This window comes from Paenibacillus sabinae T27 (assembly GCF_000612505.1).
Lineage (GTDB): Bacteria > Bacillota > Bacilli > Paenibacillales > Paenibacillaceae > Paenibacillus_AQ > Paenibacillus_AQ sabinae.
This window is the reverse complement of record NZ_CP004078.1, coordinates 848,253-861,534: the sequence shown is the minus strand read 5'-3', so window position 1 is coordinate 861,534 and position 13,282 is coordinate 848,253. Positions and strand designations below refer to the sequence as shown.

The window sequence follows — 13,282 nt, the reverse complement described above, 5'->3', positions numbered from 1 at the left end:
GATAGCCCCACAAAGGGAGGCTGATGCTCGATGCTTATTCCCTTTTGCCGTCGAAATCCTCTTTCAGCTTGTCCACGTCGAGGGCTTCCCGAATGTGCAGAATATGCTCTCTCATCGCCCGGTAGGCGGCCTCGCTGTCCCGCTGCTCGATGGCACGGACAATGCTGTCGTGATAAGCGACCGATTCCTCGAAGTGGAGCGGGTTCACCGTATATTTCCCGTCAAAAATACGGCGGCTCTGCCCCGCATGGCGAACGGTATCGATGATCTGCAGAAAGAAATTGTTATGAGCGGCGGCGGCGATCCCCAAATGAACCCCGTTGTCGCATTCCAGAACGGCTGCGATATCGGCCTTGTCCTCCGCGTACAGGCGGACCGTATCTTCGTGCCTGCGAATGGCCTCTTTGATTGTGCTTAAATCCTCATCGGTGCGGTTTATGGCGGCCAGGCTGGCCGCGTCGGCCTCCAGCAGTACCCTCGCTTCGAAAATCTCCTCGATCAGCGAACGATCGAACAAACGGTACGTCCGGATGATTTTGCCAATCACTCCGGGGTTATACTCGCTAACGAACGTGCCTCCGCCCTGACGGGCTTCCAGAATTCCCAGCGTCGACAACGCGGAAATCGCTTCGCGCAGCGGCACCCGGCTGACGCCCAGCCGTTCCGACAGCTCGCGCTCATTGGTCAGCTTATCGCCGGATTTCAATTCGTCGTTCTCAATTCTTTCCAGAATATGCTGAATCACGTATTCTCTGATGTTCTGTTTCTCCGCCGGCGGCATAGGGTCTGCTCCTCTGCATACAAAATGGTTATACCAATACTGGTAGAACCATTTTAACGCCGCTTTATGGGAGAGGTCAAGGAAGGAGTGGATCTTCCGGCATACCTGAATAATCATCGGAAGCTTGTATATATCTTTAAATTATATTTAGTATATATAAGATTTAATTGATATATTTTAGACATAATTAATTCATTGATTTATAGATATTGCTCTTATATAATGATCGCTAATATTAACTAAAACAAATCAAACAATGTTTCAAACACATTTGGAATCAGGGGGAACTGAATGAAAAACAGGCGAGTCTTATTCACACTGATGCTGTGTATGCTTCTGCTGGCGCTGCCGCTCTACGGCTGCGGGAAGGCAGCGGACACGGCGGCGAGCAATACCCAGGCCACGGAACAGCCGTCCGCTCTACCCGCCGAACCGGCGACCTATACCATTGTCGACCAATTGGGACGCACGGTGGAAATACCCAAGAAAGTGGAACGAATCGTTGCCCTTCAGCATCACACGCTCGATATTATGCTTGAGCTTCATGCCCAGGACAAGCTTGTTGGCGTATTAAGCGATTGGGAGAGTCTGCTCGGAGGCTATGTGGCCGATGTGTATCCGGGAATCAAAGATCTGCCGACTCCGGGAAAAATCTCCGAATTGAACGTGGAGGCTGTCGCGAGCCTCAAGCCGGATGTTGTGTTCGTATCCAACCAGGTTCCGAAGCAGTCGCTGACGCAGCTTGAACAGCTTGGTATCCCTGTTGTGGGAATTACTTTGTACGTGGCGGATAAAGAGCAGGCATCAACCATTCACCCCGATCTTGTCAATCCGGACGAGGCTTATACCGAGGGGCTCAAGCAGGCGATCCAACTGATCGGCCAAATTACGGGAACTGAGGATAAAGCCGCGGAATTATGGGATTATGTCGTCAGCAACCGGGCCATCGTATCCAAGCATCTAAGCGAAGTGCCGGAGCAGGACCGGATCAAGGTCTATATGGCCAACGAAAACATGTACACTTACGGCACAGGCAAATATGTCGGTGTAGCCATGGCCAAGGCGGGCGCCCGCAACGTCGCGGAGACGATTAAAGGGTACAAGCAGGTCAACTTGGAACAGGTAGCGAAGTGGAATCCGGAAGTCATCTTTGTGCAGAGCCGCTACGCATCGGTACTGGATGAAATACGCGGCGACAAAGCCTGGTCCGAAATCGATGCCGTCAAGAATAATAAGCTGATCATCGCACCGGATTATACGAAGCCCTGGGGCAATCCTACGCCGGAATCCATGGCTCTTGGCGAAATTTGGCTGGCCAAAACCTTATACCCCGATGCGTTTAAAGATGTGGATCTGAATGCAATGGTTCAGCATTTCTACCAAACCTTCTACGGCATTGATTTTAAAGAATAGTCATTTAAGGTCACTGTACCCGAAATGTTAGCGCATCTCGCGGCAGTGATTTTATTTTTCGCAAGGTTAATTAGAGTGGACTAATAATAGGAGTTGAGTATAGTGCGGGAACGAATTAACAACTATTGGACGAATCGGGCCGAGGATTTTAGCGAGCTGCGTCTGCATGACTTTCACAGCGGTCTGCGCGCGAGATATACCGAGATCATCAAGGATCATCTGCCGAAACTGGATTCGCCGAGAGTATTGGATCTGGGGACGGGGGCCGGGTTCTTCTCCTTTATCATGAAGGATCTGGGTTGTACAGTGACCGGTATTGATTATTCAAGCGCGATGCTGGCCAAGGCCGAGGCCAACGCCGCCGATCTGGGGTATTCCGGGATTGTATACCGGCAAATGGACGCCCAGGAACTGCTCTTCCCGGATGAGAGCTTTGATTTCATCATCACCCGCAATGTCACCTGGACGCTCCCCGATCCTTATAAAGCGTACAGCGAGATGTGCCGCGTGCTTGCTCCCGGTGGCGGGATATTAAATTTTGACGCCAACTATGGTCAATCTTTTAAGGAGGCCGATGAAAAAGGAGAGCAGCTATGCCATCCCACCCAAACCGCCGAACAGCTCAGGGAACGCAATGCCATTGCCAAGTCCTTATACATCTGTGATAAGGCACGCCCGCAGTGGGACGCGGAAGTGCTGATCTCGCTCGGCATGAAATATATCGAGATGGATCTGGATATCATCCGGCGGATCAGAGACGAGGCCAACACCGATGCGAGATACTCCACCATTTCCCGGAGTGTGACCTCCTCGCTGTTCATGGTATATGCGCGAAAATAGCATGTAACTTCACGGTTCTGTTGATCGGCCGCCAGCGGCTCGACGAGCTGTCTGCTTACCTTTTTCTCATCTGCCAAAGTCTCCAGATAAGCATTTAACATACCGATTTTGATATGAAACATATAACAAATATTCATTTTATTTATGTCATGTTTTATTGTATCATCGGAACCAGACATCAAACGACAATGCTTACTCCACCCGGATAGGGTGACTCGGAATGCGATTTCCTGAAGGAGGAAGAATGATGAGTTTGATCATGGTAGATGAAGACAAATGTGCGAAGTGCGGAATTTGCGTAAACGAGTGTCCGGAACAGGCATTGAAGCTTGGAGCGAATGGTCCGGAAGAAGTTTATCCGCAGAACTGTATTGCCTGCGGCCATTGTGTGGCCGTCTGTCCCAGAGAAGCTATCGATAACGAGAAAACACCGCTTGCCAATCAAGAAAGTTCAAAAAAGCTGCCTAAATTAAGCCCCGAGGAAGCGGAAAACTTCCTTCGCTCCAGACGGTCCATCCGGTCCTATAAAGCCGCTCCCGTTCCAAGAGAAAAGCTGATACAGCTTGTTAATATCGCTCACTATGCCCCTTCGGGAAGCAATCTGCAGGGCGTCTCCTACATAATAATTGACAATAAGGATGTCATTAACCGTGCTGTCGCTATGACCGTCGAAGAATTGGAAAAAGATACCCAGCTCAGTAAGGGACGGGATAACTTTTTCAAGCCTTATCATGAGCAAGGGATCGACACGATTTTACGGGGAGCCCCCGCTCTTGTTCTGGCCATTGCTGATGAGAATTTCCCAAGAGGCAGAGAAAACTCGATTCTTTCCCTGACCTATTTGGAGCTGTATGCGCCAACGCTCGGATTAGGTTCATGCTGGGCCGGAATATTTGAGAGGATTGCGCTCAAGGATCATTCCCCCATGCTGAAATTATTCAATATTCCTGTAGGAAAGAAAATAACAGGCGCCGTTATGGTAGGCAGCCCGAAGTATCGCTATCCAAGATTTGTGGATAGAAACCCGTTGGAATTCAGTTTTTATGAATCCGAAGCGGAGACCATCCACTATATAAGATGAACTTAAGATTTTTCATCAGATATTAGTCGTAACTACGAGGAATGTTTGGACTTCCGGCCGCTGTTGTCTCCAGATTTCTTGATTATACCGCTCTTCACGGATGAAATCCGGAGACAAAGGCGATCGCTATCGCTCCTACAGTTCCAAACTTCCCCTTCGTTCCTTCTTTCGCTGATATCATTTTTTCAAGTTCATCTTATATAGATCAGCTGCCGGGAGATAAGCTACTCCTCTTCCCGTATCTTCTTGTAGTAAGCGGCGGGCGATAGCCCTGCATATTTTTTGAATACTTTACTGAAATAATAGATGTCCCCGAAGCCGACAAGGTAGGCGATTTCACCGATGCTTAGGTGCGTCGCCTGCAGCAGCTCCTGAGCCTGGTCGATTCTTACCTTGTTGATATAATGGGTGATCGAGTGGCCGGTCAGTTTGTTGAAGGTCCGGTTCAGGTAGTCGAAATTGCATTCGAACAGGGCTTCGATATCCCGGCTCGTGATTTTGCTCTGATAGTGCGTATGAATGTAGTCCAGCAGTCCGTGAGCCTTGACAATTGCTTTTGTCGTCCTTTTCCGGCTGTTCTGAAGCTCCTCCAGAAGACTCTCTCGCGAGAGCAGGATGAACAGCTCGGACAGCTTCAGCGCGGTCAGGCTCCGGTTGTAATTTTTGCGCCGGTACAGCTGCAGCATTTCATTCAGGCTGTTGTAAATCTGGGACAGAACCGATTTGTCGGTAATGGTGAAGTGCTTCGGAAAGCAGCATTTGACGTCCTCTTCGGCGCCCTGATCCTCAAAAATAAACCTTTTGGCAAAGGACTCCGGGTCCTCCACATTAACAGGGGCCATATCCGGGTGCTTAAAATGAATGTAATAGTAGTCGCACGTATGCTTCTCCAGCCCCTCATGATCCAAATTGGGTTCAAGTAACAGCACATCCCCTTTTTTCAAAATATATTCCTTCCCGTCCTCCACCATATGGAGCTCGCCGCTCTTGATCAGATACATAATGTACTCGTTCACATTGCGCTTGAAATGAACCCACGGACTCTTATAGGAAACGAACCCCATCCATGTAATACGGGGAACGAGATCGATATTTACAGCCAGCAAGCGAAAGCACCCCCATCAGCTTAAATCATTCCAAAAGTCGCTATTGTACAAAAAGAGTCTAGATTCGCCATCCTCATTCATTCTATCACAGACTATACTGACAAAGGAGTCTCCACCAATCTTAACCGTTAGGATGATGATGACAATGGGGAAATTAAAAATCGGTATGATCGGACTAGGTGGAATCGCAGATTTCCACGGAAAAGGGATTCTGGAGAGCGAAGACGCGGAAATCTGGTCCATTTGCGACTGCAATGAAGAACGGCTGGCGGCCCGAAGCAAGGAGTGGAATATTCCGGATTCACGCACCTATTTGAACTACACCGATCTGCTGAAGGACCCGGAAATTGATGCCGTAACGATCGGCACGCCGAACTACAATCATTTTGCCATTGCACTAGCTGCAATCGAGCACCGCAAGCCCTTCGCCCTCGAAAAACCAGTCACCCTCACGGCCAAAGAGGCGGCGGTTCTCAAGGAAACGCTGGAGCGCGATCCGCTCCCGCATATGATCTGTTTCTCTTATCGCTACAAAACGGCCGCGCGGTACGCCAAATGGCTGATCGAAGAAGGAAAGCTTGGAACCATCCATCATGTATACAGCCAGTATCTTCAGAGCTGGGGCATTAACGAGGACGTACCGCTGGTGTGGAGATTCCAGAAGGAGCTGACGGGCTCCGGGGCCATGGGCGATCTCGGCTGCCACATTCTCGATCTGACCCGCTTTCTGGTCGGCGATACGGAGCGCGTCCTGGCCGATGCTGGAACGATCATTCATGAGCGGAAGCTTCTGGAGGGACCCGGCACAGGAGAAGTTGACGTCGATGATTACTGCCACGTCCTCTCCCGAATGGAAGGCGGAATCTCCTCCACCATGACCATCTCGAGATTTGCTTATGGCCGCGGGAATTACCAGCGGATTGAGATTTACGGCACCAAGGGCGCTCTTGTGTACAGTCTGGATGAAGAAGATACGCTCCAGGTCAAATTCGCCGATGAAGGCGATACAGAGTTCCGTGAGGTGCAGACTCCCGATTCGTTCAAGCTGGGCCAAATGCAGGCCTTTTTCAATCTGCTGAACGGACGAGGTGACGGCAAGAACGCCACAATGGCGGACGGATATATCAACCAGCTCGCTGTAGACGCTATCGTCGAATCTTTTACCGAACAAAAATGGGTATCCATCAAACAGGAGGTTCTCACAAATGAGTACGCTTAAAGTAACCGTATGGAATGAATATCGTCACGAAAAAAGCAACCCGCAGGTGGCGGCCATCTACCCTGAAGGTATCCATAACGCTATTGCAGGCTATCTGAAAACCGATGACGTATTGGAAGTAACGACCGCAACACTCGATGAACCGGAGCACGGGCTGACGGAGGAAGTACTGGACAATACCGACGTGCTCATCTGGTGGGGCCACATGGCGCATCATGAAGTGCGGGATGATATCGCGGATAAGGTAAGAGACCGCGTACTTCAAGGCATGGGCCTCATCGTTCTTCATTCGGGACACGGCTCCAAGGTGTTCGAGCGGCTGCTGGGTACCAAGACGGGCGCACTCAAATGGCGGGACGACGGCGAAAAGGAGCGGCTGTGGGTCATCGAGCACGGCCACCCCATCACCGACGGACTGGGAGAGTATATCGAAATTCCGAAGGAGGAAATGTACGGGGAGCGTTTTGAAATTCCGGCGCCGGACGAATTGATTTTCATCTCCTGGTTCGAGGGCGGCGAAGTATTCCGCAGCGGCTGCTGCTACCGCAGGGGCAAAGGCAAGCTCTTCTATTTCCGGCCGGGGCATGAGACCTTCCCGATCTATCATCAGCCGGAGGTGCTGCGAGTGATCAAGAATGCCGTACACTGGGCCGCTCCGACGCAAGGAGCGAAGGTAGCGTACGGCCGCGTAGCCCCCATTGAACCTTTGCGGGAGAACATCGTCCTCAGCTAACCGCGATTATATATATTGAAAAAGGGTGCCCGGACAGCCATTGTCCCGGCACCCTATTTTTAAGCCCATTTACCGAAAGAAATGCTTCCGCGAATGTCATTTCGTCAGACCGAAACCTCCTCCGCGCAGGGCATCAGCGCCTTGCGTTCCCACGCTCTGCTTCTCCAGCGCGTATAGAGAACCAGCCCCCGCACCCACTCGTCAATAATAAATCCGGCCCATATGCCGTACAGGCCATAGCCCAAATGAATCCCGAGCAAATACATCAGCGGCATGCTGAACAGCCACATAATGAGGATGGCCGATTTCATCGCGAACCGTGCATCGCCCGCCGCCTGCAGGGAGCGCTCGAAGATGATGTTGAAGTTCCTCCCCGGCTCGAGCAGGAAGCCCAGCAGCAGTAGAGCCGACCCCATCCGGATAATCTCCTTCGACTCGGTGAACATTTCAAGCATCGGAGTGCGGAAGAAGATGATGACGGTGACGGCCGTAAGCGTAATCAGCATACTGCGGAACACATTGCGGAGCACCTGCTTGAAGGCTTCCTCCCGCTCTCCCGCCCCTATCAGATGCCCTACGATGATTTGGATGCCCCTTCCGATCGATATGGCGATGATCATGACGATGAACGAGATGTTCTGTGTGTAAATCTTGGTGGTCAGCATCATGGGGCCAAGCGATGTAATAAAGGAGGTGATCACGATCTGGCTTACGTTGTACGACAAATTGACCGCTGAAGAGGGGATGCCGACCTGCAGCACCTTGGACACAAGCTCGCGGTCCCAGTGAATCAGATTGAACCACCGAACGGGTACCCGGACCACCCGCACGAGAATAAACAGATTGATGGCTAAGCCGATCAGTTGGCTGACATTCGTCGAGATCGCGACACCCGTCACGCCAAGCTTGGGAAACCCCATCGGACCGAAAATGAACAGGTAGTTGCCGAAGACGTGCAGCAGATTCATCCCGACAGCTACCATCATCGTGTGCCGGGTTAGCCCGTGGGATTGAATAATCGCGACCGTCACCGTGTTTAAAGCCTGGATCACCAGCGCTCCGCCGGTTATCAGCAAGTACGTGCGGGCCATGTCGAACAGACCCGGCCCCAGATTGAATATATGCAGAAGCTTTCCGCCAAGCAGCACGACAACCACACTCATCAAGAGGCCAAATATAAAATTGACTCCAAGCGATGAGGCGACGATCTTCTCGATTTCTCCCGTCCGGCGGGAGCCGAGATACTGGGTGACGACGACGGTTGAGCCCAGCGCGATAAAATTGAAGGTCAGCAGGGCGAACATGATAATCTGGTTCGACACGCCGACAGAGGCAACCGCTTCGTCCGAAACCTTGCTCAGCATCAGCGTATCCGTCGTCCGAAGGAGCACCTGTAAGGCGGATTCGATAAATATCGGCCAGGAAATGGCCCACAGGGACAAGCTCCCTGCCTGGTTCCTGTTCATGTCACACGCCTTCTTCCTTATACCCCGTAGGCCTTCTTGATTTTCTTGATTCCGTGTGAAGCCACCTCCACGGCAGACATATCGCCATAATCTTGGGTAAAAAGCTCCAGCGACAAATAGCCGGTATACCCGATTTGCCGCAGCAATTCGCTGAGCCGGGAGGATGGTGCGGCACCGTCACCCGGGAACAAACGCTCCTCATCGGTAACGAGCAGCGGATCGGACGACGCCGGATAGTCGTTCACATGGACAATGCCGATTCGGTTTCCGTTCAGGCAGGACAGACCCTCCAGCCGGCTTCCTCCGGTGTGCATATGGAACGGGTCGAGCAAAATCCGGGTGTCCGCCCGCCCGCTTTCCGCTGCGACATAGATCGCTTCGCTGAGCCTCGCCAGCTTCTTCGCCCTTCCCCAAAACTCCAGGTAAGGCACGACCCCGGTTTGATCGCCGAGTTCTGCCAGCCGTGCATAGTTCACGGCCATTTCATCCAGCGTGACCTGCCCCACCTCGCCGAAAGGCGGCGCCGCAACGGCAGGACAACCCAGCTCGGCAAGCATGCTCATCTCGCGCTCGGCCTGCCTTAATCCTTCTTCCCTGACCTCCGGCGATTGATCGGACCATTTAAAGAAAGCGATTGCATTCACAACCACGATTCCGGTGTCGGCGATATACCGCTTCAGCTCCCGAATGGAACCGCCGTTCGTCACATGGGCTTCCAGGTCGCGAATCCAGATTTCGAAGCCTTCATATCCCGCTTCGGCAGCAATGCGAAGCTGTTCCTTAATGCCTAACCCGAATGGAAACAGGGTCGATGCGTTTAAAGATAGTTTAAACGGAAACATAGATCAACTGCCCTTCTTTTAGCGTTAATTCTTTAACCAGTATAGGGTCTGAAAGGATGAATGAGAATGTCGGATACAGACTCTATTTGTACAATAACGACTTTTATAACAGGGCGAAAACCCTTCAGGCCGTATCCGACCGGCAGCTTTTAAACAGCCCCGACCCTCCCTATTTGTCCATTTCGCAATACACGAAAAAAGAGCATAATCCCTAGAGATTATGCCCTTTCCGATCCTCATATGTTTCTCTTCTTACTTGCCGTTTGCCGCGCGCCATGCGTCAAGCTGCTTTTGCGCTTCGGCGATGACTTTATCCGCGCCCGCCGCTTTTTGCTTCTCAAGCAGCTTCGGAAGATTTTCTTCCGGATCGAGCTGGCCGGACTTGATACCGTCTACGAATGCTTTGTTGGCATTGTCGATGGTGATCATTTCATTCTTTACCGGTTCCGGGTCAAAGACGAATCCGAAGATCCGGGAAGGATTCTTGGTGATCATTTCGTTAAACTTCTCGTAGTTCTTATATTTGTTCGGATCTTCGCCCACACGGGTATAGTTCAGCATTTGGTTCCCGATTTGCCACATATTATCGTGGTAGTATCCGACATCGTTATTCGTTTTGCCATCAGGCAGGGCAACTTGTCCGTCTTTCAGCACATAGTGTGTTCCTTCAATACCGAAGTTGAACAGGGTCAGCAGATTTTTATCCTTGAAGAACAGGTTCAACAGCATCATCGCGCGTTCCGGGTCCTTCGATGTTTTGGAAATAGCCTGCATTGTTGCCGTCATTTTACCTGTTTGCAGTCTGTCCACATTAAGCGGAATCTGCAGCATATCTCTTCCGGCCTTGAGGGAGCCGTTCGGCGATTTCGATACCGAGCCGATCTCCATGTTCGCCAGGATATCCATATCTCCTACCAGAGCGAAGGCTTGACCCGCCTGAATCTTCTTCCAGGCATCCAGACCCGGAGTCAGCGCATCCTTGTTGGTGTATCCCGCCTTGTACCATTTGTTGGTCATCTTGGCCAGTTCCAGAAAGCGTGGAGTGTTGTACATGTTAATGACAGTGAAATCATCGGCCGCCGTACCCTTCACATTGATAGCGGCCAGGTTGCCGATTTGATCAAGCGTGCCGGAGGAGTAGTAAGCGTCCAGCGGGAAGCTTGGCATAACGAGCGGAGTGATTCCGGGCTCGTTCTCTTTGATCGTCTTCAGCATAGGCTCAAGCGCTTCTACATTGCCTGATTTAAATCCGCTGAGGTCAAATTTGTATTTGTCGACCAGCGCTTTATCAAGGTACACGCCCTGCGCGCCGCCCAGCTCTTGATGGGTATGAATGCCGTACAGCTTTCCTCCGCGCTTCGCCGGATCATGATAATTTTTTTCGACCGCTTCGATGTCCGGGCCGTATTTGGCAAGCAGGTCATCCAGAGGAAGCAGCGCACCCTTGGTTACCTGCTGCTGGAATCCGAGCCAGTCCGCGGTAAACAGCAGGTCGAACTTGTCCCCGGAAGCCATCATCAGATTCGTCTTGTCGCTCCAGGCGCCCCAATCGATCGGATTCAGCTTGACCGTCACGTTCATGTCCGGATAGGTCTTTTTCAGATAATCGTTCATTGCGTTCTGAACCAGCTCATTATCCTTCTGCGGCGCGTCGGGGAAGACCATAACCACTTCATACGGCTTGAGCCCGCCAGCTGCACTGTCTCCGCCGCTGGATGCCTGAGGTGAATTGTTACTGCCGTTATTGCTGCTGGAACACCCTGTTGCCGTCATAGCAACCGTCAGCATAAGTGAAGAGAGAATGACCGAACCTTTCTTTAACCATTTCATATTGCAGCCTCCCTAGTTCGTCTCATGTTTCTATATACTAATCCGGGTTGTCCCGGTATTAGCCTTTCACTGCCCCTACCGTAAGCCCTTTCACAAAATACTTTTGCAAGAACGGGAATACGAGCACCAAAGGTCCGATCGCAATCATAGCCATAGCCATGCGGATCGATTCCAGAGGCTGGGTAACCTGCGCCGTCGTGCTGTAAGCCTTATTGGCGATACTCTGGAGAAACGAAGCATTCATCAGCGTTTTGTTCAGCAAATACTGCAGAGAGAACAGCTTCTCATTCTGGATAAAGACCAGGCTTGTGAACCAGTCGTTCCAGTACGATACGGTAATAAAGAGGCCGATCGTTGCAAGCACCGGCAGCGAAAGCGGAAGAATAATGCTGAAATAGGTTCTGTATTCGCTCGCTCCATCAATCTGGGCGGAGTCAATCAGCGACGGCGGAATACTGTTCGTAAAGAAGGTCCGCATGATGATGACATTAAAGCCGCCGATCAGGCCGGGGATAATCAGGGCAAGCAGCGTATCCTGCACATGAAGGAATCGCGTGTACACCAGATACCAGGGAAGCAGGCCGCCCGAGAACAGCATCGTGATCAGAATGTAAATGCTGAGTGCGCCTCTTAGCGGAAAGTCCTTGCGGGACATGGAGAACGCCATCGCCGAAGTGACGAACAAGCTGACGACGACGCCCACCACCGTAACGAAGATGGATACCCCGTACGCTCTCAGAATCTTCTCGGCGTCCTGCGCCAGAAATTGATAAGCGACAAAGCTGAATTTCTGGGGCCAGAAGCTGTATCCGTGCTTCAATACTTCTTTCTCATCGGCAATCGATATCATCAGCACGAGCCAGAACGGAATCAGGCAGGCCAGGCTGAAGAGTGACAGAACCGCAATGATCAGCGGGTGAGTCCTTTTTTGTGTCGACATATTTTCCTCCTAAAATAAGGCGTTATCTTTGCTGAATTTACGTACGATCAGATTCACCGACACGACCAGGATGAAGCCGACCACCGACTGAAGCAAGCCTGCCGACGAGGCCAGTCCGGTATCGCCCGTAACCATCAGCGCGTTGTACACATAAGTGTCGATAACATCCGTTGTCGACTTCAGCATGCCCGACGCCATCGTTGCCTGATAGAACAAACCGAAGTCCGCATTGAAGATTCTGCCGATCGCCAGCACCGTCAGGATGATAATGACCGGAGCGATAAGCGGAATCGTAATATTCGTCATCTGCTTCCATCTGCTCGCGCCGTCAATGACAGCGGCTTCATAATATTCCTGATCGATGCCGATAATCGCCGCCAGATAAACAACGGCCGCATAGCCGACATTTTTCCAGGTGTTGACAATCGTTAAAATATAAGGCCAATGCTCCGGCGTTGCGTACCAGTTAACCGGCTCCCACCCCATCGGCTCCATAATGAACTTGTTAACGAAACCGAGATCCGGATTGAGGAAACCGTATACAAGATAACCGACAATAACCATGGAGATGAAATTCGGCAGAATAACTGTGCTTTGAAAGAACTTGGACATCACCTTGTTCTTGACTTCGTTCAGCAAGATCGCCAGCAATATCGCAAGTACGGTGTTGATGATCAGAAAGGCCAGATTGTAAAAAATCGTATGCCGGATAATCACCCAGGCATCGTTGGAAGCGAACAGAAACTTGAAGTTGTCCAGCCCTACCCACTTGCTGGCCCAGATGCCTTCGGTGTAGTTCAGATCCTTGAATGCCAGGAAAATACCGAACATCGGCAAATAGTTGTTGATTAACATCAGCAGGATTCCGGGCAAGGCCAGAATAATCAGGGACCGGTACTTCCACAGCTTTCCTTTTCTTGTCTTACTTCGCGTAATGGAAGCCTTTGCTTCCAGGACCTCTACCGAAGCCATAACTCCACCCTCTTTGATTTGTTATGGCTTCATTATACGTTCGGCAGAGACAAGGCCCC

At 51.2% G+C, this 13,282-nt stretch carries 12 protein-coding genes; 5 read left to right on the top strand and 7 right to left on the bottom strand.

Annotated features, from left to right (window positions below; all coding sequences use genetic code 11):
* Positions 1-34 precede the first annotated feature (34 nt).
* Positions 35-781 carry a FadR/GntR family transcriptional regulator gene (locus PSAB_RS03870; protein WP_025333285.1) on the bottom strand — a complete coding sequence of 249 codons (747 nt, stop codon included), beginning with the start codon at positions 779-781 and terminating at the stop codon, positions 35-37.
* Between the two features lie 291 nt (positions 782-1,072).
* On the opposite strand from PSAB_RS03870, the gene PSAB_RS03865 reads away from it, so the two are divergent.
* The 3 genes from PSAB_RS03865 (at position 1,073) to PSAB_RS03855 (ending at position 4,115) form a co-directional block, all read left to right on the top strand.
* Positions 1,073-2,194 carry an ABC transporter substrate-binding protein gene (locus PSAB_RS03865; protein WP_025333284.1) on the top strand — a complete coding sequence of 374 codons (1,122 nt, stop codon included), beginning with the start codon at positions 1,073-1,075 and terminating at the stop codon, positions 2,192-2,194.
* 102 nt (positions 2,195-2,296) lie between these two features.
* Positions 2,297-3,034 (top strand): class I SAM-dependent methyltransferase, encoded by a 738-nt coding sequence (locus tag PSAB_RS03860; protein WP_025333283.1) that lies wholly within the window; start codon positions 2,297-2,299, stop codon positions 3,032-3,034.
* Positions 3,035-3,278: 244 nt separating this feature from the next.
* On the top strand, positions 3,279-4,115 hold the full coding sequence (locus PSAB_RS03855) for a nitroreductase family protein (protein ID WP_226991763.1): 837 nt from the start codon (positions 3,279-3,281) through the stop codon (positions 4,113-4,115).
* Between the two features lie 224 nt (positions 4,116-4,339).
* Here PSAB_RS03855 and PSAB_RS03850 read toward each other — a convergent pair whose 3' ends face one another.
* Positions 4,340-5,221 (bottom strand): AraC family transcriptional regulator, encoded by an 882-nt coding sequence (locus PSAB_RS03850; protein WP_025333281.1) that lies wholly within the window; start codon positions 5,219-5,221, stop codon positions 4,340-4,342.
* Positions 5,222-5,366: 145 nt separating this feature from the next.
* On the opposite strand from PSAB_RS03850, the gene PSAB_RS03845 reads away from it, so the two are divergent.
* Both PSAB_RS03845 and PSAB_RS03840 read left to right on the top strand, forming a co-directional pair.
* Entirely contained in the window at positions 5,367-6,440 is a 1,074-nt protein-coding gene (locus tag PSAB_RS03845) for a Gfo/Idh/MocA family protein (protein ID WP_025333280.1), read from the top strand.
* Entirely contained in the window at positions 6,427-7,173 is a 747-nt protein-coding gene (locus PSAB_RS03840) for a ThuA domain-containing protein (RefSeq protein WP_025333279.1), read from the top strand. The genes PSAB_RS03845 and PSAB_RS03840 overlap by 14 nt, the downstream gene beginning before the upstream one ends.
* Before the next feature lie 104 nt (positions 7,174-7,277).
* Here PSAB_RS03840 and PSAB_RS03835 read toward each other — a convergent pair whose 3' ends face one another.
* The 5 genes from PSAB_RS03835 to PSAB_RS03815 form a co-directional block, all read right to left on the bottom strand.
* Positions 7,278-8,639, bottom strand: coding sequence for an MATE family efflux transporter (locus PSAB_RS03835; protein WP_025333278.1), 1,362 nt, complete (start codon positions 8,637-8,639; stop codon positions 7,278-7,280).
* 17 nt (positions 8,640-8,656) lie between these two features.
* Entirely contained in the window at positions 8,657-9,481 is an 825-nt protein-coding gene (locus PSAB_RS03830; RefSeq protein WP_025333277.1) for a sugar phosphate isomerase/epimerase family protein, read from the bottom strand.
* A gap of 252 nt (positions 9,482-9,733) precedes the next feature.
* Positions 9,734-11,311 (bottom strand): ABC transporter substrate-binding protein, encoded by a 1,578-nt coding sequence (locus tag PSAB_RS03825; RefSeq protein ID WP_025333276.1) that lies wholly within the window; start codon positions 11,309-11,311, stop codon positions 9,734-9,736.
* A gap of 58 nt (positions 11,312-11,369) precedes the next feature.
* Positions 11,370-12,251: a carbohydrate ABC transporter permease gene (locus tag PSAB_RS03820; protein ID WP_025333275.1), complete on the bottom strand. Its 882-nt coding sequence runs from the start codon at positions 12,249-12,251 to the stop codon at positions 11,370-11,372.
* Positions 12,252-12,260: 9 nt separating this feature from the next.
* Entirely contained in the window at positions 12,261-13,223 is a 963-nt protein-coding gene (locus PSAB_RS03815) for an ABC transporter permease (protein WP_038595524.1), read from the bottom strand.
* Between the last annotated feature and the right edge of the window lie 59 nt (positions 13,224-13,282).